This window comes from Achromobacter sp. UBA4530 (assembly GCF_002388205.1).
Lineage (GTDB): Bacteria > Pseudomonadota > Gammaproteobacteria > Burkholderiales > Burkholderiaceae_B > Achromobacter > Achromobacter animicus.
This window is the reverse complement of sequence record NZ_DGMA01000008.1, coordinates 13,780-40,439: the sequence shown is the minus strand read 5'-3', so window position 1 is coordinate 40,439 and position 26,660 is coordinate 13,780. Positions and strand designations below refer to the sequence as shown.

Below are 26,660 nucleotides of genomic sequence, written 5' to 3'. Positions count from 1 at the left end.
CCCGTTTTATGGATGTCGCACCATGGCAGAAACCCCCACGTCGTCGCAAGAAATCCGTCCGCTGGAGATCGGCGACATCACCGTCATCGACAACACCAAGCTCAAGAAGGCCGTGACCGCCGCGGCGCTTGGCAATGCGATGGAATGGTTTGACTTCGGCGTCTACGGCTTTGTCGCCTTCGCGCTGGGCAAGGTGTTCTTTCCCGACGCTTCGCCCGCCGTGCAGACCATTGCCGCGCTGGGCACGTTTTCCGTGCCGTTCCTGGTCCGGCCGCTGGGCGGCGTCTTCTTCGGCATCATGGGTGATCGCTTCGGGCGCCAGAAGGTGCTGTCGCTCACCATCATCATCATGGCCATCAGCACGTTCTGCATCGGCCTGATTCCCGCCTATGCCACGATCGGCATCTGGGCGCCGATTCTTCTCTTGGCGTGCAAACTGGCGCAGGGCTTCTCCGTGGGGGGCGAATACACCGGCGCGGCCGTGTTCGTGGCCGAATATGCGCCAGACAGGCAGCGCGGCTTCCTGGGAAGCTGGCTGGACTTCGGCTCGATCGCCGGATTCGTCGTAGGGGCGGGCATGGTCGTGCTGCTGCAGACCATGCTGGGCGAGCAGACCTTCCTTGATTGGGGCTGGCGCATCCCGTTCTTCGTGGCCGGACCGCTTGGCCTGCTGGGCTTGTATCTGCGCCACGCGGCCGAGGAAACGCCGGCCTTCACGCAACAGCTTGAACGGATGGAAAAGGAAGACCGCGACGCCGTGCAGGAAAAGCCGACGGTGTCATTCCGCGAGATCTTCAGCAAGTACCGCCGTGCATTGCTGGTCAGCATCGGCATGGTGCTCGTGACCAATGTCACCTACTACATGCTGCTTACCTACATGCCCACGTATCTGTCGGGCAGCCTGGGCTATACCGAAGGGCATGGCGTGCTCATCATCGTCGTCGTGATGGTGGGCATGCTGTTCGTGCAGCCGGTGGTGGGGTTCATCAGCGACAAGATCGGACGCAAGCCGTTCCTGCTGGCCGGCAGCCTGGGCCTGCTGGTCACGGCGATCCCCTCGTTCTTTCTCATCGGCAGCGATAACACCGCGCTGATCTTTTTAGGACTGTTGCTGATCGCCGTGTTCCTGAACTGCCTGATCGGCATCATGGCGTCGACGCTGCCCGCGCTGTTTCCCACGCGCATCCGCTACAGCGCGCTGGCCAGTTCGTTCAACGTGGCCATCATCTTTGCCGGCCTGACCCCCACGGTTGCTGCATGGCTGGTCGAAGAGACCGAGAACCTGATGATGCCCGCGTACTACCTGATGGCGGCGTCGGTCATCGGGCTTATCACGTCGTTCTTCCTGCCCGAAACGGCCAACCGGCCGCTGCGCGGGGAAACGCCCACGGCGTCCAGCCGCAAGGAGGCCAAGGTGCTCCTGCAGCAGGCGTACGAACACATCGAGCAAAGCGTGCAGGACGTCGATGCCGAGATCGCGGCGCTCGAGGAAAAGCTCGACGCGCTGCGCGTGCGGCGCCAACGGTTGGCCGACAGGCATCCGGATATTGAATAGAGGAGCGGGACATGAGCGTGCCATTCAAGCAGGTGGATGTGTTCACCAACGAACCCTATCGCGGCAATCCCGTCGCGGTGGTGCTGCAAGGGCAGGGGCTGTCGGACGAGCAGATGCGGCGCATCGCCAACTGGACGAACCTGTCGGAGACCACCTTCGTGCTGCCGCCCACGCAGCCTGGCGCGGATTACCTGGTGCGCATCTTCACGCCCCAGGCCGAGCTGCCCTTTGCGGGGCATCCCACGCTGGGCACCGCCCATGCGCTGCTCGAGGCGGGCATCGTCGCGGCGCGTGACGGCCGGCTCGTGCAGGAATGTGCTGCCGGCCTGATCGAACTGTCGGTCACGGACGCGGCGGGTGGCAGCCCGCTTATCGCCTTCACGCTGCCGGAACCCAGGCTGGCCGACCTTGGAGCCGATCTCGTCGACGAAATGGAAGCCATCCTGGGCTCGGCGGTGCTGCACGATCCTGCGCCCAAGTTCGTCAACGTGGGCCCGGTATGGACGATTGCCCAACTGCCCAGCGCACAGGCGGTGCTGACGTTGGGACCGGACTTCGCACGCATGGCCGACTTCGACCGCCGCAACAATGCCGCGGGCATCGTCGTGTACGGCGCCTACGGCGAAGGCGCGGAAGCGGCCATCGAGGTCCGGGCCTTTGCGCCCAGCTTGGGCGCCAACGAAGACCCGGTCTGCGGCAGCGGCAACGGCTCGGTGGCGGCGTTCATCCGCGACGCCGGACAGGTGCCGCAGTTCGGCACGGAATACCTCAGCACGCAGGGCGCCGTGGTCGGGCGGTCGGGCAGGTTGCGCATCTCGTTCGATGCGGGCGGCGCCATTCGCGTGGGCGGGCAGTCCGTGACCTGCATCGACGGGCGCATCGCCGTTTGAGACGGGGTCCGCATGACCGCGATGCGTGCCCGGTTTTCGGCAGGCGCGGCGTGGACTATGCTTGAACGTCGCGCATTGCAGCAAGGTTGAAGCGCATCACTTTCCTGCCAAGGAGGAGCACGATGGCCAGCAAAAACACCGTTTGCCTGTGGTACGACGGCGACGCCCTGGAAGCGGCGACCTTTTATGCAAAGACGTTCCCCGACAGCAAGGTGGGCACGGTCCACCGCGCACCCGGCGACTATCCCTCCGGCCAACAGGGCGACATCCTGATGGTCGACTTCACCGTGATGGGTATCCCCTGCGTCGGCCTGAATGGCGGCAACGCCTTCCAGCACAACGAATCGTTTTCCTTTCAGGTCGCGACCGACGATCAGGCAGAAACCGACCGTCTGTGGGACGCCATCGTCTCGAACGGCGGCCAGGAGAGCGACTGCGGCTGGTGCAAGGATAAATGGGGACTGTCCTGGCAGATCACGCCACGGGCGCTGCTGGCGGCGGTAACGGACCTGGATCAAGCGGCGGCCAAGCGCGCGTTCGAGGCCATGATGACGATGAAGAAGATCGACATCGCGACGATTGAAGCGGCACGGCGGGGGTGATCTCGCGGCCGGCCAACGTAGGCTGAGGCCCGTGCAAGTTCCAACGGTTGGAAGTCAGCCGGTGTGGGGGCCAGATCAAGAAATGATCTGCCCACGGGACAAATTTTTGGGGTCGGATTACACGCGCTCGGGCGCTGGCGAGCGTGATGCGAAAGCGCACCCGGAAAAGGTGAAATGACACGTTTTCACCGTAAAATCCCGCAGCCGCCGCGCGTTTTCGGCGAAATCTCCTGACTTTCGAGATGTACGTCGATCTTCTCACTCTGTACCTGCTGGCAGTTGGAACACTGCTTGTCAGCGCCGGCCTCATGTTCTGGGAACAGCGGGCCAACCCCACACGCAGCAAGGAATTACGCATCCTGGCTTCAGGCTTCGCCACGCTGGCGCTTGGCTGCGCGGCGGCGTTATATCGTCGCGACCTTCCCGGCGTCAGCGGTGCGGCGCTCAGCAACCTCGTTATCCTCGGCGGCTATCTGCTTGTGCTCAACGGCGTAGCCGCGCTGAGCGGACGGCGCTATGTGCGCACGTCGCTCTGCGTGCTGATCGGCATGGGGCTGACCTGGGTGATCGGGGGCGTGCGCTGGCTCGACGTGATGTGGACGTATGTAAGCTCGGTCCCGATTGCGCTCGTCAGCGGATTGACGGCCTGGGAGGTGTACCGTTGCCAGGCGCTCAAGCCGCGCCGGTCTCGGTACATTGTGATGGCCGTTGCGGGCGTGCATACGGCGCTCTACGCCGGCCGGGCGTTCATCCTGCCCTGGTTCGACTCGCAACCCGTCCTGGCGCTGGCCGGCAAGCTCACCATCTACGAGGGCGTGCTGTATTCCGTGGTGCTGCCGATGACGCTGCTCAAGCTCATCCGCGACGAAACGCACCGCCAGCTGCTGCTGGAGTCGCAGACCGACTACCTGACCCGGCTGGGCAACCGGCGCTGGTTCGTCGAGCAGGGCGCGCGCATGCTGAACGGCAAGGAAGGGCGCGGCGCGGTGTCGGTGCTGGCGTTCGACCTGGATCACTTCAAGTCCGTCAATGACCGCTATGGGCACGCGGCGGGCGACCAGGTGCTCAAGTCCTTTGCCGAAACTGCGCGGGAAGTGCTGGGGCACGACACCATTCTTGCGCGCATCGGCGGCGAGGAATTCGCCGCGCTGCTCTGGGGCGACGACGCAAAGGGCGCCCACACGCTGGGCAAGGCGATGGCCGAACGCTTTGCCGTGACCGTCTCCAACCGGATCGACAACATCGGCATTGCTGCGACGGTCAGCATCGGGCTTGCGCGTTTCAACGGCGACGCGCCCACCATCATGGATGCGCTGGCCATCGCAGACCAGGCGCTTTACCGCGCCAAATCGCTGGGCGGCAACCGGCTGGAAGTGGCCGGGACCAGGGAGCAAGCCGCGGCCTGAACGGCCGCGTTGCTTCGGGACGGCGATGGTATCGGCTACTGCGCAACGTACTGCTTGCGCGTGGCGTCGTAGGCGTAGATGATGGCGTCGCCGGGGCCCAGCTTGCGGGTTTTGCCGGGACCCGAGATCGTGTTGCCCGAGAACTGCACCGTCACGCGCGGCAGGTCGGCGGTCGCGTTGGCGCTGAAGACCAGTTCACCTTCGCTGCGCGTACACGGCATGACGTCGCCGTCCGCACAGGCCGGTCCGTTGTCCTCGCCTGCTATCACGTTGCCCACGTAGGACCACACATTGCCCGTTTCGTCCTGACGCTTTTCCGGGGGCGTGAAGACAAGCAGGGCGTAGCCGCTGATCGTGATGCCGTTCTCGAAGGTTTCGGTGGGCACCGCCAGCAACAGCTTGCCCGATGCCGTGCGGTACTCCAGCGGCTTGCGCTGGGTGTCGACTTCCGGCGGCCTTTCGTAGGCGCCGAATTCACCGATGGTCGGCTCCATGCCGCGGAATTTCCAGGGGCTTTCCGGGGATGCCGGGTCGCGGATGAAGGTGGCTTCGGCCAGATTTACGGTCGTCATCGGACCGACGTCGTCCTCGCCCGGCTTGCCGTAGCGCTCGGCGGTTTCCCAGATGAAGCCGGTGTAGTAAGGCGTGCCTTCGAGTTCGAACGCATGGCCGAACCAGTAGGTGGCGATGCTGCCGTTGGCGACGTCGGCGGAAGGGGCGCCCTTGCTGTCCACCTGATGGATGGCGTACAGGACCGCGGCGGCGTCGGGCGGCGCAATCCGCGCAGCGGCGTTGGCGGCGGGGGCGGGCGCGTTGGCTGCAGCCGTGGCGGGGACAGGGGTCGCAGCAGCCGTTGCTGCGGCAGCCGCAGGAACGGCTGTTGATGCTGGTGCCGGCGCCGCCGCCTTTTCCTGCGCGGCATTGCCCGGCGTGGGGCTCATCGCCGCAAACGCGGCCGTGATCGCCGCCACCAGCAGCGCGGCGGCGGCCGCGTTGCCCGTCCGCAAACCTTTTCCTTCTGACTTGCGCGTAGACGCCATGTCCTTCTTCTCTCTATGTCGCGATGTGCAGCCATCGGCGGAAGCGGCCGGCGCGTGCCAATGCCTGGGGCGCTTACCTGCGCCGCAATGCAGGCTGCATGGGAATTTCGGGTGCCAGATCGCTGGCGGCCTCGACCATAGAAGGGGGACATAAAGGGTGTCAAGGCAAGTGTGTGCGGGGCGGCGGGCGTGTAACGAAGCCATCGCCGCCCGATTTCCGGTGGAGTCTACGCCTGTGCCCAAAAACCCCCGCATTTTCCTGTAATGCGTGCCATCGGACCGGGTAACAGGGCGCTTAACGCCCTGTTACCTTGGCAATATTCGGGGTTACGCGGAGATGGGATTAGTGCTGGAACAGCGTCGTTCCCGCATGCGGCGCCCGCGCAGTCAGGATCGTCCCGCTGACGGATTCCGTGCAGAACACGCTGCGCCTGTCTTCGCCGCCAAAGGCGAGGTTGGTGGTCGACATGCCCTTCGGACTGCGCCACACCGTCATGGGCTCTGCGCGGTGATTGAGCAACCACACATAACCCAGGCCCGGATTGCACACGAGCAGGTTGCCTTCGCTATCGACAGCCAGTCCATCCGGGCCGCTGGGACCATACGACGTGAAGAACTGGCTCACCTTGCTGACGCTGCCGTCTGCCATCAGCGGCACGCGCCAGACGCAATTGCCGCGTGTCACCGCCAGGTACAGCACCTTGCCGTCGGGCGACAGTGCGACGCCGTTGGGACTGGGCACGTTGTCCAGCAGGCAATCCAGTTGCCCGTCCGGGCGCAGACGGTACAGGCGACCCGAAGGATCATGCAGGCCGCTCTGGCCCTGGTCGGTGAAATAAAGATTGCCCTGCGCGTCGAAGATCAGATCGTTCACGCCCTTGAAGCGTTCGCTGTTGCGGCGCGCCAGGTAGGGCGTGACCGCGCCGCTGGCGACGTCCAGCACCATCAGCCCGTTCTTGTAGTCGGTGATCAGCAGCCGCCCGTCTTCCACGAACTTCATGCCGTTGGGTTCGCCGTCGTATTCCGCCACCAAAGACCATTCGCGGTCCGGGCCGATGCGAAAGACGCGGCCCCACGGAATGTCGGTCACGTAGAGATTGCCGCTGCGGTCGAACACCGGGCCTTCCAGGAACGAGTCGGCAATGGCGCCGCCGCGGTTGGCATCGGCCCAGTCGCTGCGCTCGGCGCGGCGAAAGCGGTCGGGCATGGGCGACCAGACCTCGAACGACTCGACCTGTGGCGCTTGCAGAAAAAACATGGTGTCTCCCTGTTCTTATTTCGCGTCGTAGCCGATGTTGCGCGCTACGTTGCCCCACATCACGCCGCTGTCGGCCAGGATGCGGCTGAACTCGGCGGCATCGGCCACGCGCGGGTCGGCGCCCATCATGGTGGCGAACGTCTGCATTTCTTCCGACGCCATGGCGCGGGCGACCTCGCGTTGCAGCCGCTCGGTGACCGCCGGCGGCGTGCCCTTGGGCACCCACAGGCCGGTCCAGTTGACCACGCCAAAATCCTTCACGCCAGCTTCCGTGAAGGTCGGCACATTGGGCAGCACCGCCAGCCGCTTGTCGCCGCTGATTGCCAAGAGGCGCAACTGACCGCCTTGCACCGCGCCCATCACGCCCGTGGTGGAGGCGAACTGAAAGTCGATCACCTTGCCCAGCACCGCCTGCGTGGCCTCCGCCGCGCCCTTGAACGGCACGTGCATGAACTTGACCTTCGTCGCCAGCGCCAGGCCTTCGGCGGCAAAATGCGGCGTCGTGCCGGGACCACCGGAGCCGTAGGTGATCATGTCGGGCTTGGCGCGGGCCTGCGCGATCAGGTCATCGAGCTTGCGGTAGGGGCTGTCGTTGGACACGGCCAGCGCCATCGGCGCAAACACGAAGGCCGAGACCGGCTGCAGATCCTTGGCCGGATCAAACGGCAACTGCTTGAAGATGTGCGGCAGCAGCGAATAGGTCGTGTCATTGGCCACCAGCGTATAGCCGTCGGGCGCGGCGCGGGCCACCTGATTCACGCCGATGGTGCCCGTGGCGCCCGGCTTGTTCTCCACGATGAAACTCTGGCCGGTCTGCGTTGAAAGCATCTGCGCCATCTTGCGCGTCGCCACGTCGACCGCGCCGCCGGGGCCGTAGGGCACGACGACGCGCACCGGACGGCTGGGCCACGTGTCGGCGGCGTCCGCAGCTTGGGCGAGACCGCTGGCCAGCAGCGGCAGGGCGGCGGCAAGCGTGGTGACCGCGCGGCGCAGGCGGAAACGGGTTTGAATCTGGCTGGTCATTTGTCTTCCTCTCTTGTTTTGTATGGATTATTCCGCTTTCATGCCCAGGTTCTCCGTCGTTGCGGCCCGGGCGCCTACTCAGGCAGCCGACCCGGCGCGGGCCAGCACGTCCAGCACGTTGCGCGCGGCGGCCACGCCCATGTTGACGTAGGCCGCGCTGGTCACGCCACCGATGTGCGGGCTCAGGATGATGCGGGGCTCCGTCTGGAAAGGGTGGCCTGCCGACATGGGTTCGACCGCAAAGCTGTCCAGGCCCGCGGCCCGCACCTGGCCCGAACGCACGGCGGCCAACAGCGCGTCCTCGTCCACCAGACCGCCGCGCGCCGTGTTCACCACGATCACGCCGGGCTTGCACTGTGCCAGCGTTTCTGCGTTGACCATGCCGCGGTTCTCGTCGGTCAGCGGGCAGTGCAGCGACACCACGTCGGCCTCGCGCCAGATTGCATCGAGTTCCACGGTACGGATGTAGTCCGGCAGGTCCTTGGCGTACGGGTCGAAGCCGATCACCTGCATGTCCATCCCGTGCGCCATGGCCGCCATGCGCCGGCCGATGGCGCCCAGGCCGATCAGGCCGATGGTCTTGCCGCCCAGTTCCAGGCTCTTGTGTGTGGACTTGTCCCAGTGGCCGGCGCGCATGCGTTCGTCCAGGCCAACCACCGACTTGGCGCAGGCCAGCAGCAGGGCCAGCGCCTGCTCGGCGACGGCGGCGGCGTTTACGCCCACCGCGGCCACGACCTGGATGCCGCGTTCGGCGGCGGCGGTCTTGTCGATGGTGTCGGTGCCGCTGCCGTGTTTGGAGATGACGCGCAGCGCGGGGGCGGCGTCCATGGCCGCGGCGCCCACCTTGCTGTAGCGCACGATGATGGCGACCGGGTTGTGCTCGCGGCACAGCGCCACGATGTCGTCTTCAGTGGGCGTCTTGCCGGCGAAGATCAGTGAGAAGTCCTGCAGCAGCGCCAGCGCCTCCGGCGCCAGATCCGCCGCGGTCACGACCAGCGCGGGCTTGCCCGTGGCAGCGGTGTTCACAGCGACTCTCCTTCCTTCAGGACGCCCGCGGCGCGCAGCGCGGCGGTCAGCCACTTCGCTTCCGTGTCGCCCGCCTGGATCGCGGCGATGCGCGCGGCTTCGTCGCGCACCTTCTTTTCGGCGGCGGGCAGCAGGCCTTCGATCTTTTCGCGCTCCACCACCACCACGCCGTCGGCGTCGCCGATGATGAAGTCGCCCGGATTGACCGTCACGCCGCCCACGGATATCGGGTGCCCGATGCGGCCGGGCACGTTCTTGGTCGGGCCGTTGGGGTTGGTGCCGGCGGCAAACACCGGGTAGTCCATGTCGATGATCTCGACGGTGTCGCGCGCGGCGCCGTCCATCACCACGCCGGCGATGCCCAGCTTGCGGCAGGCGTTCATCATGATGGTGCCCATCAGTGCCGAACTGAGGTCGCCCTTGCCGTCGATGACCAACACGTCACCGGGCTTGGCCAGCGAAATCGCGGCGTGGATCATGAGGTTGTCGCCGGGGCGCACCTCGACCGTCATTGCGGTGCCGGCGACTTTCATGCCGGGATGCAGCGGACGGATGCGTCCGTTCAGGGCGCCGCGCCGTCCGGCGACGTCGGCCAGGATGGCGGGTTGCAGTTCGGCGGCGCGGCGCACGATGTCGGCGTTGACGCGGGGGAAGTCCTTGATGATGTCCGGGGTGCTCATGCGTGTTCCTGTCAAAGGTAGAAGAGGGATGCGGGGGCGGTCAGGCGGGCTTGATGCCGGCGTCGCGGATGACCTTGCCCCATTTGTCGAAGTCCGCTTTGCGTGTCTGGTCCAGGGCCTGCGGCGTGCCGCCGGCCAGCGTGATGCCGAGCTGTTCGGCCAGCGCAACCAGCGCGGGGCTTTGCAGCGCGCGGCCGATGTCGGCGTTAAGCCGCGCGATCACCGGCGCCGGGGTTGCAGCCGGCGCGAAGACCGCCTGCCATTGCTCGACTACGAAATCGTCGAACCCGGCTTGCGCCATGGTGGGCACGTCGGCAAGCGCGGGCAGGCGCTGCGCGGACGTGACGGCCAGGGCGCGCAGCGCGCCGGTCTGCACGTGCGGCAACGCGGCGGCGGCCGGAATGAAGGCGAACTGCACCTGGCCGGCCAACGTGTCCTGCAAGGCGGGGGTGTCGCCCTTGTAGGGCACGTGCAGAAAGCGGGCGCCGGTCTTTTGCTGCAGCAGTTCGCCCTGCATGTGCAGGATGGTCCCGGTGCCGCCCGATGCATAGGCCAGGCTTTCCGGCGCCTTCTTCGCCGCGGCGATCAGCTCGGCCACGGTCTTGAAGGGCTGCGCCTTGCCCACGACCAGCAGATGGGGAATGGTGCCGATCATGATGACCGGCGCGAAGTCGGCGACGGGGTCATACGTGAGCTTGCCCATGACGTGGGGGGCGATTGCCTGCGGGCCGATCGACGTGCCCAGCAAGGTCAGGCCGTCGGCTTCGGCGCGTGCCACGCGGGCCGCGCCGATGGTGCCGGTGGCGCCGGGGCGGTTGTCGACGATGACACGCGTTGAAAGCAGCGCATCGAGCTGCTGCGCGATGGCGCGGCCCAGCACGTCGGTGCTGCCGCCTGCCGGATACGGCACGACCCAGGTGATGGTCTTGCCGCCAGGCCATTCCTGCGCGGCGCGGAGGCCGAAGGCGGCGGTGGCCGTCAGCGCCGCGGTGGCGGCGAGGAAGTTGCGGCGGGTAAGGGTGTGAGGGTCTTGCATGGGTTGTCTCCGATGATGCTTTTTGTTCATGCCGGAAAGCCGTACAGGGCCGCCGGGTTGTGGACGAGGACCTGGTCCAGTTGGTCGCGGCCGGTCCATTCGCCCAGGCGCTCGAACTGGCGCGCGTCGTCGGGCATGGCTTGCATGCCGGCCGACGCCGACGCATGCGGCCAGTCGCTGCCCCAGACGACACGCTCGGGATTGGCGTCCAGATAACTGCGGGCCAGCGCATCCAGCGCCCGGTCTTCAATGGAATGCCGCGGGCTGACGATGTAGCCGCCGGACAGCTTGATCCACGCGCGGCCGCGCTCGAGCAGCCGCAGCACCAGGGCGTGGGCCGGATGCACGCCGGCGTCTGGCGGCGCAAGCCGCGCCATGTGGTCGAACACGATGGGCGCGGGCAGGTCTTGCAGCGCTGGCGCCAGCTCGGCTAGCTGCTCGCGCGCCATCAGCAGTTGCAGGTGCCAGCCCAACGGTGCGACGCGCTGCGCCAGCGGCACGATCTGATCCGCGGAACTGGTCACGCCCAAGGACAGATTGAGACGGATGCCGCGAACGCCTGCGTCGTGCATGGCTTGAAGCTGCGCATCGGTCTCGCTGCCATCGATCACCGCCACGCCGCGCGCCTGCCCACCCAACTGCGCCAGCGCGTCCAGCATGGGACGGTTGTCCGCACCGTAGGTGGAAGGCGTGACCAGCACGGCCCGCTGCGTTCCCAACCGGGCCTGGATCTCGCGGTACTGCGACATCGTGGCGTCCGGCGGCGACAGTTTTGCGCCGGGCGCAGCGGGGTAGCGCGCGTCATAGGCGTGGATGTGGCAGTCGCACGCGCCGGCCGGCGCGGCAATGGCGGGGCGCGACGTGCCGCTGGAATACGGGTAGCGGGCTTGCATGGCGGATCACTCGACCTTCGCGCCCGAGTCCTTGACGATCTTGCCCCAGCGGATGCGGTCGTCGTGGATCAGCTTGGCGAACGCGTCCGGAGAACTGGTCAGCACTCGCGCGCCTTGCTCCTGGTACTTCAAGCTCAGGTCCTTGGCCTGCAGCGCCTTGTTGAACTCGGCGTTCAGGCGCTGCACGATGTCGGCCGGCGTGCCGGCGGGCGCGGCCAGTCCGAACCAGGTCACCGCTTCAAAGCCGGGAAAACCGCGTTCGGCGACGGTGGGCACGTCGGGCATGTCAGGCACGCGTTGCGACGACGTCACCGCCAGCGCCCGCATCTTGCCGTTGCGCACGTGGCCGATCAGCGTGGGCACCGACGACAGGTACATGTCGATCTGGCCGCCGATCAGGTCATTGGAGGCCTGCGCCGCGCCCTTGTACGGAATGTGGGTGAGCTTGATGCCGGCCGCGTTCTGCAACTGCACGGCCGCCAGATGCGCGACGGTTCCGTTGCCCGAGCTTGCGAAGTTCAACGCGCCGGGTTTGGCTTTGGCGGCGGCAATCATGTCCTCGAACGACTTGAGCGGCGAGGTGGCCGGCACGACGATCACCAGCGGGGCGTCCGCGACCAGACCGATGGCGGAGAGATCCTTTTCGGGGTCGTAAGGCAGCTTGGCGTAGAGCGTCGGGTTGATCGCCAGGTTGCTGGTCTGGCCCAGCACCAGCGTGTAACCGTCCGGCGCCGCCTTGGCGACCGTGTCGACCCCGATGTTGCCGCCCGAGCCCGGCCGGTTCTCCGTGACGATGTTCCAACCGGTGTTGGCGCCGACCTTTATCGCCGCCTCCCGGGCCAGCACGTCGGTGCCGCCGCCTGGCGGGAAGGGAACGATCAGGCGGATGGGCTTGTTGGGATAGTCCTGAGCGGCGCTCAGGCTGGTCATGCACACCAGGGCCAGGCCCGACAGCACGCGCGCGATCTGCTTCATCGTTGTCTCCGAATAGTTGTTTTGGTGAAGGCATTGTGAATCCGTGTTCCACTCAATACAATGCAGGTTCGTATAGCGGAACATGTTGCGTACCATGAACGATGAGCTGAACCCCGATCGGGACGAAACCCCAGCCGAAGAAGGCGTGGTGGCGGTGCGCCGCGCAATGAGCATCCTTGCCGCGTTCGGCGTGGACGACACGCACCTGTCGCTGGCGGAGCTCAGCCGGCGGACCGGCTGCCATCGCTCAACCGTGTTGCGTCTGGCGCGCACCCTGGCCATGGACGACTACCTGGCGCAACGGGAGGACGGCACATGGCGTCTGGCGCGCGCGGCCGGATGGCTGGGCGCCTGCTACCAGGCCACGTTCAACATTGCGGAAGTGGTGCAGCCGGTGCTGCGTGAGCTGTCGGCTGCTACGGGTGAAAGCGCCACGTTCTATGTGCGCGAAGGCAAGCAGCGCATCTGCATGGCGCGGGTTGAAGGCCCCAAGTCCATCCGGCATCACGTGCGGGTGGGGGCGGCGCTGCCGCTTGAGCTGGGCAGTCCGGGGCGTGTGCTGCTGGCGTTTGCCGGCGAACCGGGCGAACCCTATGAATCCGTGCGCCGCGCGGGCTACATGATTTCGCTCGGCGAGCGCGATGCCGAAGTCTCCAGCATTTCGGCGCCGGTCTACGGCATCAACTGGACACTGCAGGGCGCAATCTGCATCTCGGGGCCGATCTCGCGCCTGACCGAAAGCGTGCTGCTCGACCTCAAGGAGCCCGTGCTTGCGGCGGCGAGCCGGCTGTCGCGGTCGCTGATGGGATTGCGGCGGACGGCGTAGTTCGTGCGAGGGCTTTCTGCGCCAGCCTCAAAAACAAAAAAGAAAGGACGCGATCCGGGCTCCATCGGACCGCGTCCCTGCGCGCGCAAAGGGCGAAGGCCTAGCCGCGCCCGTTTGCATGCGTGGCGAACATCACTCCGCCTCGATCTTCGCTTCCTTCACCACCTTGCCCCACTTGTCCAGGTCCGACTGGATCACCGCCGCGTACTCCTGCGGCGTGCCGCCCTGGACCTCGATGCCCGCGGCTTCCAGCTTGGCGCGCACGGCGGGTTGCTTGAGGACCGCGTTGATCTCGGTGTTGAGCTTGGCGATGATCTCCTTCGGCGTGCCCGCCGGCGCCAGGAAGCCGCCGTTGGTGTTGGCGTCGTAGCCCTTCAGGCCTTGCTCCTGCGCGGTCGGCACGTCGGGCAGGGCCTTGGTGCGATTGGCGGTCGACACCGCGACGGCGCGCACGTTGCCGGCCTTGACTTGTTCCTGCATGGCGCTCAGGGTGTCGATGTAGAGCACCGTGCGGCCCGCGAGCAGGTCGGGGTGCGCGGCGGACGAACCCTTGTACGGGATCAACAGCATGGGCGCGCCGCTGACCATGCGGAACATCTCGGCGGCCATTTCCTGCGCGCTGCCTCGGCCCGACGTGGCGACTTTGGCGTCGTCGGGATGCGCCTTCATCCAGTCCACCAATTCCGGCAGCGTCTTGGGCGGGATCTTCGGATAGACCGAGAACACCAGCGGAATTTCATGCGTGTAGATGATGGGCTCGAAACTCTTCTGCGGGTCCCAGCCCAGGTTCTTGAACAGGTATTTGTTGATGTTGTGGCTGCCGCCCACGATGCCGATGGTGTAGCCGTCGGGCTTGGCGTTGGCGAGCAGTGCGGTGCCCAGGTTGTTGGAGGCGCCCGGCCGGTTGTCGACGATGACGGGCTGGCCCAGCGATTGCGAGAGCTTTTCGCCGACGACGCGCGCAATCATGTCGATGCCGCCGCCCGGCGGGGCCGGCACGATGATGCTGATGGGGCGGGTGGGGTAATTCTGCGCCGCGGCCAGGCCGGGCACGGCGGCAAGGACTGCCGAAAAGGCCAGGGTCTTGGCCAGCGTGGTGAAGGTCATGCTTGTCTCCTCGGGGTGGTCAACTTCAGTCAACTCTGTGGGGCGCCCCGGGTGTGCTGCACCCCGGGTCGCGGATAAGGCCTTAGCCGCGCCCCGCAAAGGGCATGGCGCTGGCCATGACGGTCATGGTCAGGACGTTGGCGTCCAGGGGCAGCGACGCCATGTGGCGCACCGCTTTCGCGACGTGGACGGCATCCATCATGGGCTCCGGTGCAACCGTGCCATTGGCCTGCAGCACGCCGCGTGTCATGCGTTCGGACAGCTCCGTCATCGCGTTGCCGATGTCGATCTGTCCCGCCACGATGTTGTAGGCGCGGCCGTCCAGCGCCAGCGACTTGGTCAGGCCGGTCACCGCGTGCTTGCTGGCGGTGTAGGGCGCGGTAAAGGGGCGGGGCGTGTGCGCGGAGATGGAACCGTTATTGATGATGCGGCCGCCCTGCGGCGTCTGGCGTCGCATCAGCCCGAAGGCGGCGCGCGCGCACAGATAGACGCCCGTCACATTGGTGTTGATGGCGTTGAACCACTTTTCCAGCGGCAGTTCGTCCATCGGCACAGCGGGCGCGTTGACGCCCGCGTTGTTGAACAGCAGGTCCAGCCGGCCGAACCGGCTTTCGATGGTGTTGAACAGCGCTTCGACGCTTTCCGGGCTGGTGACGTCAGTGGGCACGGCCAACGCGGTCTGACCGCGCGCGGCAGCCTCGGCTTGCAGCGACTGCAAGGGATCGGCGCGGCGGCCGGCCAGCACGACGGTCCAGCCGTCGTTCAGCAAGGCGATGGCGGTGACGCGGCCGACGCCGCTGCCTGCGCCGGTGACCAGGGCAATTTTCTGGGTGGTGCTGTCGTTCAAGGGATGGCTCCTCGGGCGGATTGGATGGTTATTGATGTTGAAAGAATCGGCGCGGCGTCAGGCGGCGCGGGGCGCGCCAACGGTCATGGTCAGGTCCCCGATGCCGGCCACGCCCGCGTTGACGACATCGCCAGGGCCCAAGGGACCAACGCCGGCGGGCGTGCCGGTAAAGACGAGATCGCCGGGCGCCAGGGTCACGGATCGCGAGAGCATCGCCACCAGCTCGGGTACGGACCACAGCAGGCCGGATACGTCGCCGCGTTGGCGGTCTTCTCCATTGACGGACAACCACAGCGCGCCTTCGCGCGGATGGCCGCAGGCGTCAGCAGGCACGATGGCGGTGCACGGCGCGGAATGATCGAAGGCCTTGGCGGGCTCCCAGGGACCGCCCGCGCGCTTGGCCTGTTGCTGCAGATCGCGCCGGGTCATGTCCAGCCCCGCGGCGTAACCCCAGATATGGCGGGCTTCGACGTCATCTGCAGCGATGTCCTTGCCGCCGAGACCAATCGCCACGACCAGCTCGATCTCATGGCAGTAGTCCGCCGTGTCCGCGGGATAGGGCAGCGCGCCGGCGGCCGGGAACACGGCGCTGGCGGGCTTCATGAACCACGCCGGCATCTCGGCCGGACGCGCTTCGTCGGGCAGCCAGCGATAGTTGCGGCCGATGCAGAACACGCGCGCGACGGGAAAACGGGCCGCGCTGCCGGCGATCGGCAACGTGGTTGGTGCAAGGGCGGGAAAGACGAGGTCAGTCATGGCAGTCGTCGAAGATGTGCCTTGCGGCTCAGGTCGTCAGGCTCAACGCCGGACGCTCGCCGGCCAGCGCCTGCGCGATGCTGTCCAGCACCATCTGGCCCATCGCCGCCCGCGTCTCCCACGTGGCGCTGGCGCGATGCGCCTGCAGGGTGGTGCGATCCGACTGGCGCAGCGCCTGCGGCACGCGGGGCTCATCCACAAAAACGTCCAGTCCCGCGCCCGCGATGCGGCCGGCGACCAGCGCCTCGGTAAGGTCGGCCTCGTTGACCAGCCGGCCGCGCGCCACGTTGACCAGGAAGCCCTGCGGGCCCAGCGCGTCCAGCACGGCAGCATTGACGATGCCCTCGGCCTTGTCGGCGGCGGCGCAGAGCACCAGCGCGTCGGACGCCCGGGCCAGCGCGACCAGGTCCGGCACGAATTCATGCGGCACGTCGTCCATGGCGCGCAGGTCGGTGTAGCGGATCTGGCAGCCAAAGGCCGCCGCCCGCGTGGCGACGGCGCGGCCCACGCGGCCCATGCCCACGATGCCCACGCGCATGCCGCTGAAGCGGCGCGCCAGCGGAATGGCGCTGGGCGACGGAAACTGCTCCCACAGGCCTTCCCGCACGAAGCGGTCGCCCGCGCAGAGGTTGCGGCAGGCTGCGATCAGCAGGCCGATCGCCAGGTCGGCGACATCTTCGGTCAACGCGCCCAGCGTGGCGGTGACCGGCAGGCCGCGGCCGCGGCAATACGCCAGGTCCACCGCGTCGGTGCCCACGCCATTGACCGCCACCACCTTCACCCCGGGCAGCTGTTCCAGCATCTCACGCGAGATGCCGGTGTGGCCGCCGGTGATGACGGCTTCGATGCGAGCGCCGTGCTCGCGCAGCCAGGCCGCCTGATCAGAGATCTCGAAGAACTTGTGCACCTGGTACAGCGAGGCAAGCTCGTCGTTGACCGCCGGGATCAGGATGGGATTGAGTTGCAGGACCTGAGGCTTCATGTCGGTTCGGCTCTGGTGGGGGGACCGGCTGCGGGTCCGCGTTGAACATGGATTCCATGGTATTTAATGATTGATTTGTAAAGCAATATTGATCTATAAAATCAACATATAAACTTTGCTACAGAAGATCATGGGTACCTGGATTTCAATGGCCGAAGCGTGCAGCCAGCTAGGCGTGCGGCCGCAGACCATCTACGCCTACGTCAGCCGCGGCAAGCTGGAGGTCATGCCCGACCCGGCCGACACGCGCCGCAGTCTTTACCGCGCCGAAGACGTCGCGGGGCTGGCCAAGCGCAAGCAGGCGGGTCGCAAGCACGAAACCCTGGCCACCAACACGCTGTTCGGCGCCGAGCCCAGCATCCCCACGGCCATCTCCACCTTTCATCGCCAACGCCTGTACTACCGCGGCCAGGACGCGGTTACGCTGGCCGGATCGGCCAGCCTGGAAGAGGCCGCGCAATTGCTGTGGAACTCGGACCAGCAAGCGGACTTCTCTTGCACTGCGCGCGTGGCATCGCCGGGCCGCGTCGCGGCGTTCACGTCATTGGCGGCGCTGGCCGCCACCGGGCACTCCACGCATGGCCGCATGACGCGCGTCCTCCACACCGAATGCCAGAGCCTGGTCGGCCAACTGGCCAACGCGTTTGGCGCGCAGCCCGGCAAGCGGCCGCTGCATCTGCGGTTTGCGCAAGCCTGGAAGCTGTCGCCGCAAGCCGCCGAGTTGGTGCGCAGCGCCATGGTCCTGCTCGTCGACCACGAACTGACCAGTTCGGCATTTGCCGCGCGCATTGCGGCCTCGACCGGCGCGTCGCTGCCGGCATGCCTGCTGTCGGGACTGACCACCTTGTCCGGGCCTTTGCATGGCGACGCATCAGGCCGCGTCCGCGCGTTGTTCGACGATGTGGCGCGTCAAGGCGAAGATCAGGTCATCGCGCACTACCTTTCCACGGGCCTGCCGCTGGCGGGCTTCGGCCATCATCTGTATCCCGATGGCGATCCGCGCGCGGCGGCGCTGCTGGCGCAGTTTGAGCCGGCCGAGGTCATCACGCGCTTCATCGACAAGGCCACGCAACTGACCGGCCTGCATCCCAACATCGACGTGGCGCTGGCCGCGCTGTCGGCGCACTGCAAGCTGCCGGACGATGCGGCCTTCGGACTGTTTGCCACGGCGCGCAGTATCGGCCTGCTGGCGCATTGCCTGGAGCAGCTCAGCGTCGCGCAAGTCATCCGGCCGCGCGGACGCTATGTGGGCGTCGTGCCGCAAGCGGCCTAGTCCGGCAATCTTCGGTATGCTGGCTGATCCGGACAGGAGATCAGCCATGACACGTACGCAGAAGCAGAGGATGCTCGCAGGAGAGCTCTACACGGCCGCCGACGACGAGATCCAGGCGGACCAGCTTGCCGCCAGCGCCTGGATGAAGCTGTACAACGCCTTGCTGGGCGAGCCGCCCGAACAATGGCACGCGCTCCTGCGCGAGCGACTTGCCAGCGTGGGCGAGGGCGCACTGATCCGCCCGCCGTTTCATTGCGACTACGGCTACAACATCTCGCTGGGCGCGAACGTGTTCATGAATTTCAACTGCGTGATCCTTGACGTCGTGCAAGTCACGATCGGCGACGGCACGCAGATCGGCCCGGCCGTGCAGATCTATACGGCGGACCATCCGCACGATCCCGAGCAGCGCCGCGCGATGCTGGAATTCGGCCGTCCCGTGCACATCGGCAAGCAGGTGTGGATCGGCGGTGGCGCGATCATCCTGCCGGGTGTCACGGTGGGGGATGACGCGATCATCGGCGCGGGCAGCGTGGTCACGCGGGACGTGCCGGCAGGGGCGAAGGTGGTGGGGAATCCGGCGCGGGTGCGTGGCTAAGCAATTGGCCGAACCGCTGCCCGCCGGATTACCCCGCGCAGTCTAGGCGCCTGCGCGTTCGGGCTGCGCGTCGTCAGCGAAACCCGGCGGCGCCTGGAATCCCCCTTGCTGCGCCGTGAACAGGGCGGCGAAGCGGATGGGCGTCAGGTCTTCCAGATAAGGCCCGACGGCCTGGGCGCCGATGGGCAGGTTGTCGTCGTCCAGGCCCAGCGGAAAGCTGGTGGCCGGCAAGCCGGGCAGGACCGGCAGACCGGCCCAGTTGAACAGATCCGCAAAGCGAAGCTGCGTCACACCCTCGTCGAACGCGACCGGAAACCTGCGCGCATCCTTGGGTTCTGAATGGTCGTGCGCAAAGGCTGTGGCCGGCAATACCGGACTCAGCACCACATCGAAGTGCTCGAAGAACGCCTCCCATTGCTGGCGCAATCGCAGCCGTTGTTCGTGCTTGTCCAGCCACTCCGCGTGCGAGAGATACGGGCCGCGCTTCCATGCGGTCTCGGCAGTCTCTTCGCTTTCCGGGTCAGCCGGCTGCGCGGCCGCACCCGTTGGCCGTGGCAGCGACGCGCCCAGCAGACTGCGGTACACGACATGCGCGGCATTCAGATCGGGCAGTAACCCAGCGGCCTCTTCAGGAAGCGTCACGGTCACGCCCGCGGCTTCCAATCCCTGTCGCAGCCGCGTTTCGACCAGTCGTTCGGACCGGGACTGAGGCTGCCCGGGCCAGGCCGTCAACAGCAGCACCCGGAACTTGCGCAGGTCGTCGTGCCGCGCGGCAGGCAACGTCGCCCGCCATGCCTTGCTTGCCAGGGGATCCCGGTTAAGCAGCAGTTGCAGCGCCAGTTCAAGGTCTTCGGCGCTGCGCGCCAGCGGCCCGGCCACGGTCAAATCGCGCAACGTCTGCTTGCCGGAGGGCGCGCCGGTGCCGCCGTTGTAGACCAGGCCGAATGTCGGCTTGTGGCCGAAGACGCCCGTGAAATGGGCTGGCACGCGAATCGACCCGCCAATGTCAGTGCCTAGCTCCAATGCGCCGAATCCGGCCGCGATGGCAGCGGCGGACCCGCCTGACGAGCCGCCTGGCGAGCGGTGCAGATTCCAGGGATTGCGGGTGACGCCATAGACCGCGTTGTAGGTCTGCAGATCGGCAAGCGAGAGCGGAACGTTTGTTTTGCCGATCAGCACGGCGCCGGCTTCGCGCAGCGCGATGACGGCCGGCGCGTCGACGGCGTCGACGTTGTGCGCGTAGTCAGGATTGCCCACGCACGTCGCGAGGCCAGCGATGTGGAAGTTTTCCTTCACTGTGATCGGCACGCCCAGCAATGGCTTGCGCTCGCCGCGAGCCAGGGCCGCGTCGGCCGCGCGTGCGGCCTGGCGCGCTCCTTCATCGTCGCGTGCGATGACCGCGTTCAGTCGGGGGTTGTACCGGTCGATGCGCGCAAGCACATGGTCCAGCAATTCGATGGCGGTGACCTCGCCCGTTGCGAGGGCGCGCGCCTGCGCGTGCGCAGGCGCGAACGCCAGCGCTTCCAGGTAGGCGAAAGAGGGGCGTTGCTGTTGGCTCACGGTTCGGCTCCTCTCAATGTTCCAGCCACGTGTCGGAAAAGTCTCCGGCGGTCAGGTCCACGCTGTTGTTCAGGTTGTGGACACGCTTCTGATAGACCTGCAGGGTTGACGGCACGGTCACCAGCGGAAGCGTGGGAAGGTCCTTGCCGACGATGCCCTGGATCTCCTTGAAGGTTGCGGCGCGGCGCGTATCGTCGGTTTCGACGGCCGCGGCCCGGAACAGGTCGTCCACACGCGGGTTGTTGTAGTGCGCCGCGTTGACGAAGGGCAAGGGATTCTTGATGCCGTCGGACCAGTAGAAGCGCTGCACGCCTACCGTGGGATCGAACAGGCGTCCCAGGCCATTCACACTCAGATCGAAACTGCGTTCCTTGTAGAGCCGGTTGATGAATGTGGGCAGGTCGCCATCGACAATCTCCACCTTTACGCCCACGCGGTTCAACGCCGCGCGGATGTACTCGGACGTGCGCTTGAAGTCGGCCGACGGCATGAACGCCAGGCGCAGGGAGAAGCGGCCATCACTTCCCTTGCGCGGGTAGCCGGCTTCATCGAGCAGGGTGTTGGCGCGCGCAAGGTCAACGGGATAGTTGAAGGCGCTGTCGTCGTAATACTGGGCAAGAATGGACGGAATCGGCGAATTCACGACGCGGGCGCGCTTGTAGTAGACCGTGTTGGCAATGAAATTCCGGTCGATGGCATGCGCCAGCGCGTGACGCACCTTCGGATTCGCCAGGATCGGATTGTCCAGGTTGAACTCCAGAAACAACACGTTGCTCAGGAACTCGTCGTAGGTGTCGTCGATGGCAAGCTTGGGGTTGCCCGACAGGCGATCCAGGTCAGACACGGCCACGTTCAACGCCGCGTTGGCTTCGCCGGTTTCGATGGCCGCCGATATCGATGCCGTGTTTTTGATGAAGCGATAGATCACGCGGTCGAGGTAGGGATGCCCTTTGCGCCAGTAATCGGGGTTCTTTTCCAGCACGACATAGCTGCCCTTGGACCATTCCTTGAACCTGAACGGACCTGTGCCGATCGGGTGGTTGTTGTTGTCGTGCACCAGCGGATCCGCCGCGCCATAGCGCTGCTGCGAGACGATGGGCGTCTCCGCGGACGACAGCGCCTTCAGCAAATAGGGCGCAGGCTTGCTCAGCACGATGATCGCCGTGTGCGGGTCGGGGGTTTCAACATCCTGGACGTTGGCGAACGTGATTCGGCCGCGCGGGCCGATCTCGCGCTGCTTCAGGATCGAGTATTTGACGTCGGCCGAGGTGAAGTCCGTTCCGTTGTGAAACTTGACGCCGGTGCGCAGCTTGAACGTGTAACGCAGGCCGTCGTCGGTGATGTTCCATTCGGTGGCCAGGAGCGGTTGGGGCTTGAACTGCAGGTCATAGCGCAGCAGACCTTCCGTGATCTTTGCGCTGATGTTGCGGTTCTCGACCTTCGGATTGACCAGCGACACCAGCGCGGTGGGTTCCTGCGCCATCAGGAAGGTGAGCGTGCCTCCAGGCTGCGGCTGCTGTGCGTTTTGCGCGTGCACCGCCACGCTTGCCGCGGCGGGAATCCACGCCAGCATCATCGCCAACCGGCGCATTGTCTTCGACTGCATATCTGCCCTTTTTACGAATGCCGCGCTTGCGCCGGCGCTCGATATTTGAAGAATTGAGAGGGCGAAATGTTGAACCGCTTTGCCTCGCACAACAACGATTGGCGTCTTATTTACTTATCCCGATAGTCGGCCGCCGCGTTTGCTAATTCGATATTCTTCGTTGCCAGCGTTGCAAGCCGATCGCGACAATGCCGAGCTTGACGATTATTCGGAATCAACAGACATGTTTGCGGCAGGCGGCTGCGAACCTGTGCATCGCTATGAGCAACTTCAACGGCGCCCAGCTGTCCAGACTGCTGGCCGTGTTTCGCAGGAATGCCCTCCAGGCCATTCCGACCGTGCTGGGCATCATCATTCTTAACTTCCTGTTGCTGGAATGGGTGCCGGGCAACGCCGCGGACGTCGTGGCGGCGGAATCCGGCGGGGCCACGGCCGAGAGTCTGGCGCAACTGCAACGCCACTTCGGCCTGGATCTGTCGATGGGTGAGCGGTTGAGCAACTATCTGTCGCACCTCGCTCATTTCGATCTGGGCATGTCGGCCCGCCACAACCTGCCCGTCACCACACTCATTCTCGATCGTCTCGGCAATACCTTGCTGCTGATGGGGGCGGCGCTGTTGCTGGCTACGTTAACCGGCGTGGTGCTGGGCGTGCTGATGTCGCTGTACGCCGGGCGCTGGCAGGACAAACTGATCTCCGTGCTGGTCCTGCTGTTGTATTCCACGCCGACGTTCTGGCTGGGCTTGATGGCGATCGTGCTGTTCGCGGTCACGCTGGGTTGGCTGCCGACCAGTGGCAGCCACACCATCGGAGCGGGGCTGTCGGGTTGGGACGCGGTGGCCGACAAGGCGCGGCATCTGTTGCTACCGATGCTGACGACAGCAGGTCTCTATCTAGCGGTGTTTTCGCGGCTGACCCGTGCAGCGATGCTGGAAGTCAGCAAGCAGGATTTCGTGCGCACGGCCAGGTCCAAAGGCTTGTCGCCGGCGGTCATCACGGTGCGCCATGTGCTGCGCAATGCATTGATTCCGGTCACGACGCTGATCGGCATGCACTTCGGCGCATTGCTGGGCGGCGCGACGGTGATCGAGACCGTATTCAATTGGCCGGGCCTGGGCAGCTTGGTGCTGGAATCTATTCTTGCGCGCGACTATCCGGTGCTGTTGGGCATCCTGTTCTGCTCCTCCTTGCTGGTGATCGTGGTCAACATGGTGGTGGACTTGCTGCAGGCCGCGCTGGACCCGCGAATCCAGGTTCGCTGACACGGGCCATGAGCCTGCATTTTCTCGAAACGACACGATGAACGACGCTATCAAACAATCTCGCACTGGCCCTATGCGCCAGAACACCCACCTCTCCGCATCTGCTCGCGATCCGGGCAGATGGCGCGCCGCCTGGGGGGGATTTCTGCGCGATCCCGCAGCATTGGCCGGCCTCACTATCCTGCTTTCCGCGGTGCTGGTGGCCGTGTTCGCGCCGGTGTTGTTTCCCGGTGATCCGCAGGACATGGTCGGGCCGGCCCTGGCGTGGCCCGGCCAGGACGCCGCCTTTCTGCTTGGCACGGATTCGCTGGGGCGTGACGTTGCTGCGGGTCTGGCACATGGCGCGCGCGTCTCGCTGTCGGTTGGCGCCGTGGCGGCTGTCATCAGCCTGACGATCGGCATTCTGGTCGGCGCCATTTCGGGCTATTACGGCGGCTGGGTCGACGACGTGTTGGTTCGCTTTACAGAGTTGGTGCAGACCGTGCCGACGTTCCTGTTCGTCATCGTCATCGTGACGATAGGCCAGCCGTCTGTCTGGCTCATCCTGCTGGCGATTGGATCGGCATGCTGGCCCGTGACCGCGCGGCTGGTGCGCGCCGAGTTCCGCACGCTGCGCGAATCCGAATTCGTACTGGCGGCGCGCAGCCAGGGGTTCGGCAACGCCTGGGTCATTTTCCGCGAGATCCTGCCCAATGCGTTGCCGCCGGTCATCGTGACGACGTCCGTGCTCGTGGCCACTGCAATCCTCATGGAATCGGCGCTGTCGTTCCTGGGGCTGGGCGATCCCAACGCCGTGTCGTGGGGCAGCATGATCGGAGAGGGGCGCGAAATGCTGCGCACCGCGTGGTACCTGTCCGCGGTGCCAGGCGTGGCCATCGTGCTGACGGTGCTGGCGCTGAATTTGGTGGGCGATGCGATCAACGACGCATTCAATCCCAGACTGGCGGCACGCGCATGATTTCCACACTTCGAACTGCCACGCCCCGCGACGCCGCCGCACTGCTGGAAGTGCGCGGGCTTGATGTTCGTTTCCGCGGTCGCCGCGGCAGCCATCACGCCGTCAAGCAACTGTCCTTTTCGGTCGCGCAGGGGGAAACGCTGGCGATCGTCGGCGAATCCGGCTGCGGGAAGTCCACCACCGCGCTAGCGTTGTCGGGATTGCTTGCCCCGCAGGCGTCGGTAAGCGGAGATATCGTGCTGCAAGGGCGCAACCTGGCCGGCTTGCCCGAAGCGTCGCTACGCACGATCCGTGGGCGCGACCTGTCGATGATTTTCCAAGAGCCGATGACCTCGTTGAATCCGGTGCACACGGTGGGCGCACAGATTGGCGAGACCCTGCGCCGCCATCACGGGCTGTCCGCGGCGGCGGCGCGTGCCCGTGCCATCGAGTTGCTGGATCTGGTAAGAATTCCGGAACCCGGCCGGCGGCACGACGATTATCCGCACAACCTGTCCGGCGGGCAGCGCCAGCGCGTCATGATCGCCATGGCGGTTGCCTGCTCGCCCAAACTGCTCATTGCCGACGAACCCACCACCGCGCTGGACGTGACCGTGCAGGCGCACATTCTGGAGCTGCTGGACACGCTGCGTCGCGATCTGTCGATGGCGCTGATTCTCATCACGCACGATCTGGGCCTGGTGTCCCGATGGGCAGACCGGGTGTTGGTGATGCTCGATGGAGAAAAGGTGGAGGAGGGGCGCGCCGGCGCGATATTCGAGCTGCCCAAACATCCCTACACGGCGGGGCTGGTTGGCGCATCGCTGCATGCGGGCAAGGACGTCCACTACCGTCAGACGCGGCTGCCGGAGATCCGCCACGGCATCGACGCGGACACCGGTGCGCGTGCGATCACGTTGGTCACGCCTGCGCTGTCCGCATGCGGCGGGCATCGTGACGTTGCACTTGCGCCCTTGTTGAAGGTCGAGTCCCTGCGCACGTCATACCGCAAACGCGATGGCAGCATGTTCCATGCGGTCGAAGACGTGTCATTCGAGCTGCGCCGGGGCGAGACGATAGGGCTGGTGGGAGAGTCGGGGTGCGGCAAGTCAACGTTGTCGCGCACGTTGCTGCGGCTGATTCCTCAGTCGGCCGGCCGCATAGTGTTTGATGGTGCGGACCTTACCGTGATGTCGGAAAGGCAGGTCAAGCCGTGGCGCAGCCGGATGCAGATGGTGTTTCAGGATCCCTACGGCTCGCTTAACCCACGGCGGACTGTCTTTGACATCCTGGATGCGGTGCTGTCGCTGCACGGCGTGTCGCGCAAGGCAGAACGCGCCGCGCGCATTGCCGAGACGCTTGACCGTGTTGGCCTGCCTGCGTCCGCCAGCCATCGCTACCCGCACGAATTCTCGGGTGGACAGCGTCAGCGCATCGGCATCGCGCGCGCCTTGATCCTGCGACCATCGTTCCTGATTCTGGACGAACCCGTGTCAGCCCTGGATGTGTCCATCCAATCGCAGATTCTGAATCTGCTGGCGGAACTGAAAGAAGCCTTTGGGCTGTCCTATCTGTTCATCTCGCATGACTTGGCGGTAATCCGCTACATCGCGGATCGAATCCTGGTCATGCGTGAAGGCAGAATCGTGGAAGCGGGCGCGCGGAAGCAGGTTTGGGATAGCCCGAGCCATCCGTACACTAAATCACTGCTCCAAGCTGCCTGAACACTGCGGCCACGATGGCTTCGGGCCGGTCTTCCTGCACAAGGTGACCGGCATTCGGCACGGATATCAGTGGCCGGTCCGATATCAGTGCCGCCAGCGTCGCACCGCGCTCGTGCGGGATCCACGCGTCCTGTTCGCCCCACAGCACTTGCACCGGGCAATCCATGCGACCGTACAAGCCCTGCACCTCGTCCGTGTACTTCTGATCCATTTGCGCGATCTGTCGGTAGAACGCCGGCTGTCCGACGGGGCCCAGCCACGGGCGGCTGTACACGTCCAGCGCCTCTTCCGATAACGGATTGTGCGCGGCGGTCTGCAGATAGGCTTTCAACAGTGCGCGGTGCATGTAGTCCGGCATGCCCGAGAACGCGGCCTCGTGCTGGCGGACATGCTTCACGAAGGGCGAACCCCACGGCGCCAGCGCCACCGCATCGAAGATCGTCAGCGATGCGTAGCGCAGTCCGTTCAGGTAATACGCGCGCAGCGCCGTCGCACCGCCGAAATCGTGGGCCAGGACATCGGGGCGATCCAGGTCCCATTCCTTGAACAGCGCCGCCAGTATCCGGTTCTGCACACCCAGCGACACGTCTTGGCCGTCCCGCATCTCGGAGGCGCCGTAGCCCGCCAAATCAAAGTAATAGACGGTTCTGCGGTCGGCGAGCAGCGGGATGATCCTGCGCCACACCTGCGATGAAAACGGCGTGCCATGGATGGCGGCCAGCGCTGGGCCCTTGCCGAGCTTTCCCCAGCGGATGGCGTTGCCTTCGATCAGGGCGGTGTGGGGGAGTTCGAGCATGG

At 65.8% G+C, this 26,660-nt stretch carries 25 protein-coding genes; 10 read left to right on the top strand and 15 right to left on the bottom strand.

All coding sequences use genetic code 11. The features are described from left to right. The first annotated feature begins 22 nt into the window (after positions 1-22). The 4 genes from proP (at position 23) to B2W22_RS07005 (ending at position 4,453) form a co-directional block, all read left to right on the top strand. Complete coding sequence (gene proP / locus B2W22_RS07020; RefSeq protein WP_175136364.1) at positions 23-1,555, top strand: glycine betaine/L-proline transporter ProP; 1,533 nt, start codon at positions 23-25, stop codon at positions 1,553-1,555. A gap of 11 nt (positions 1,556-1,566) precedes the next feature. Next, the gene (locus B2W22_RS07015; protein WP_286936841.1) at positions 1,567-2,445 is read left to right on the top strand and encodes a PhzF family phenazine biosynthesis protein; all 879 of its coding nucleotides are present in this window, start codon (positions 1,567-1,569) and stop codon (positions 2,443-2,445) included. Positions 2,446-2,567: 122 nt separating this feature from the next. Next, on the top strand, positions 2,568-3,047 hold the full coding sequence (locus tag B2W22_RS07010; RefSeq protein WP_286936839.1) for a VOC family protein: 480 nt from the start codon (positions 2,568-2,570) through the stop codon (positions 3,045-3,047). Between the two features lie 242 nt (positions 3,048-3,289). Then, a complete protein-coding gene (locus B2W22_RS07005; RefSeq protein WP_286936836.1) occupies positions 3,290-4,453 on the top strand; it encodes a GGDEF domain-containing protein in 1,164 nt (387 codons plus the stop codon). Between the two features lie 35 nt (positions 4,454-4,488). Here the strand turns inward: B2W22_RS07005 and B2W22_RS07000 are convergent, their stop codons facing one another. The 8 genes from B2W22_RS07000 to B2W22_RS06965 form a co-directional block, all read right to left on the bottom strand. After that, on the bottom strand, positions 4,489-5,394 hold the full coding sequence (locus B2W22_RS07000) for a hypothetical protein (protein WP_414631946.1): 906 nt from the start codon (positions 5,392-5,394) through the stop codon (positions 4,489-4,491). Between the two features lie 442 nt (positions 5,395-5,836). Beyond that, positions 5,837-6,751: an SMP-30/gluconolactonase/LRE family protein gene (locus B2W22_RS06995; protein WP_286936831.1), complete on the bottom strand. Its 915-nt coding sequence runs from the start codon at positions 6,749-6,751 to the stop codon at positions 5,837-5,839. Between the two features lie 15 nt (positions 6,752-6,766). Next, positions 6,767-7,774: a Bug family tripartite tricarboxylate transporter substrate binding protein gene (locus B2W22_RS06990; RefSeq protein ID WP_286936829.1), complete on the bottom strand. Its 1,008-nt coding sequence runs from the start codon at positions 7,772-7,774 to the stop codon at positions 6,767-6,769. A 78-nt stretch (positions 7,775-7,852) separates the two neighbouring features. Continuing rightward, the gene (locus B2W22_RS06985; RefSeq protein ID WP_254594109.1) at positions 7,853-8,800 is read right to left on the bottom strand and encodes an NAD(P)-dependent oxidoreductase; all 948 of its coding nucleotides are present in this window, start codon (positions 8,798-8,800) and stop codon (positions 7,853-7,855) included. Then, positions 8,797-9,480, bottom strand: coding sequence for an RraA family protein (locus B2W22_RS06980; RefSeq protein WP_286936826.1), 684 nt, complete (start codon positions 9,478-9,480; stop codon positions 8,797-8,799). Before B2W22_RS06980 ends, B2W22_RS06985 begins: the two co-directional genes overlap by 4 nt. Before the next feature lie 40 nt (positions 9,481-9,520). Continuing rightward, entirely contained in the window at positions 9,521-10,516 is a 996-nt protein-coding gene (locus B2W22_RS06975; RefSeq protein ID WP_286936824.1) for a Bug family tripartite tricarboxylate transporter substrate binding protein, read from the bottom strand. Between the two features lie 26 nt (positions 10,517-10,542). After that, complete coding sequence (locus B2W22_RS06970; RefSeq protein ID WP_286936822.1) at positions 10,543-11,409, bottom strand: amidohydrolase family protein; 867 nt, start codon at positions 11,407-11,409, stop codon at positions 10,543-10,545. Positions 11,410-11,415: 6 nt separating this feature from the next. Continuing rightward, entirely contained in the window at positions 11,416-12,384 is a 969-nt protein-coding gene (locus tag B2W22_RS06965; protein ID WP_175183592.1) for a Bug family tripartite tricarboxylate transporter substrate binding protein, read from the bottom strand. A gap of 94 nt (positions 12,385-12,478) precedes the next feature. On the opposite strand from B2W22_RS06965, the gene B2W22_RS06960 reads away from it, so the two are divergent. Next, the gene (locus tag B2W22_RS06960) at positions 12,479-13,210 is read left to right on the top strand and encodes an IclR family transcriptional regulator (protein WP_286936819.1); all 732 of its coding nucleotides are present in this window, start codon (positions 12,479-12,481) and stop codon (positions 13,208-13,210) included. A 132-nt stretch (positions 13,211-13,342) separates the two neighbouring features. Here B2W22_RS06960 and B2W22_RS06955 read toward each other — a convergent pair whose 3' ends face one another. The 4 genes from B2W22_RS06955 to B2W22_RS06940 all read right to left on the bottom strand — a co-directional run bounded on the left by B2W22_RS06955 (position 13,343) and on the right by B2W22_RS06940 (position 16,902). Beyond that, complete coding sequence (locus tag B2W22_RS06955) at positions 13,343-14,317, bottom strand: Bug family tripartite tricarboxylate transporter substrate binding protein (RefSeq protein WP_175183590.1); 975 nt, start codon at positions 14,315-14,317, stop codon at positions 13,343-13,345. A gap of 82 nt (positions 14,318-14,399) precedes the next feature. Beyond that, a complete protein-coding gene (locus B2W22_RS06950; RefSeq protein WP_175121360.1) occupies positions 14,400-15,164 on the bottom strand; it encodes an SDR family oxidoreductase in 765 nt (254 codons plus the stop codon). A 57-nt stretch (positions 15,165-15,221) separates the two neighbouring features. Further along, positions 15,222-15,920, bottom strand: a complete 699-nt coding sequence (locus B2W22_RS06945) for a fumarylacetoacetate hydrolase family protein (protein ID WP_286936816.1) — start codon at positions 15,918-15,920, stop codon at positions 15,222-15,224. A gap of 28 nt (positions 15,921-15,948) precedes the next feature. After that, positions 15,949-16,902 carry a 2-hydroxyacid dehydrogenase gene (locus tag B2W22_RS06940; RefSeq protein WP_286936814.1) on the bottom strand — a complete coding sequence of 318 codons (954 nt, stop codon included), beginning with the start codon at positions 16,900-16,902 and terminating at the stop codon, positions 15,949-15,951. Between the two features lie 130 nt (positions 16,903-17,032). Here B2W22_RS06940 and B2W22_RS06935 point away from each other — a divergent pair, with 130 nt between their 5' ends. Together B2W22_RS06935 and B2W22_RS06930 are read left to right on the top strand one after the other, a co-directional pair. Continuing rightward, complete coding sequence (locus B2W22_RS06935) at positions 17,033-18,175, top strand: citrate/2-methylcitrate synthase (RefSeq protein ID WP_286936812.1); 1,143 nt, start codon at positions 17,033-17,035, stop codon at positions 18,173-18,175. A gap of 46 nt (positions 18,176-18,221) precedes the next feature. After that, positions 18,222-18,773 carry a sugar O-acetyltransferase gene (locus tag B2W22_RS06930; RefSeq protein ID WP_286936810.1) on the top strand — a complete coding sequence of 184 codons (552 nt, stop codon included), beginning with the start codon at positions 18,222-18,224 and terminating at the stop codon, positions 18,771-18,773. 42 nt (positions 18,774-18,815) lie between these two features. On the opposite strand, the gene B2W22_RS06925 is transcribed toward B2W22_RS06930, so the two are convergent. Both B2W22_RS06925 and B2W22_RS06920 read right to left on the bottom strand, forming a co-directional pair. After that, positions 18,816-20,333, bottom strand: coding sequence for an amidase (locus B2W22_RS06925; RefSeq protein WP_286936809.1), 1,518 nt, complete (start codon positions 20,331-20,333; stop codon positions 18,816-18,818). A gap of 13 nt (positions 20,334-20,346) precedes the next feature. After that, on the bottom strand, positions 20,347-21,939 hold the full coding sequence (locus tag B2W22_RS06920) for an ABC transporter substrate-binding protein (protein ID WP_286936807.1): 1,593 nt from the start codon (positions 21,937-21,939) through the stop codon (positions 20,347-20,349). 260 nt (positions 21,940-22,199) lie between these two features. Here B2W22_RS06920 and B2W22_RS06915 point away from each other — a divergent pair, with 260 nt between their 5' ends. The 3 genes from B2W22_RS06915 (at position 22,200) to B2W22_RS06905 (ending at position 25,862) form a co-directional block, all read left to right on the top strand. Beyond that, positions 22,200-23,201: an ABC transporter permease gene (locus B2W22_RS06915; RefSeq protein WP_175121366.1), complete on the top strand. Its 1,002-nt coding sequence runs from the start codon at positions 22,200-22,202 to the stop codon at positions 23,199-23,201. A 73-nt stretch (positions 23,202-23,274) separates the two neighbouring features. Beyond that, entirely contained in the window at positions 23,275-24,159 is an 885-nt protein-coding gene (locus B2W22_RS06910) for an ABC transporter permease (RefSeq protein WP_286936805.1), read from the top strand. Beyond that, on the top strand, positions 24,156-25,862 hold the full coding sequence (locus B2W22_RS06905) for an ABC transporter ATP-binding protein (protein WP_286937332.1): 1,707 nt from the start codon (positions 24,156-24,158) through the stop codon (positions 25,860-25,862). The genes B2W22_RS06910 and B2W22_RS06905 overlap by 4 nt, the downstream gene beginning before the upstream one ends. On the opposite strand, the gene B2W22_RS06900 is transcribed toward B2W22_RS06905, so the two are convergent. Further along, positions 25,837-26,658: an alpha/beta fold hydrolase gene (locus B2W22_RS06900; protein ID WP_286936803.1), complete on the bottom strand. Its 822-nt coding sequence runs from the start codon at positions 26,656-26,658 to the stop codon at positions 25,837-25,839. The genes B2W22_RS06905 and B2W22_RS06900 overlap by 26 nt on opposite strands. Positions 26,659-26,660: the final 2 nt, after the last annotated feature.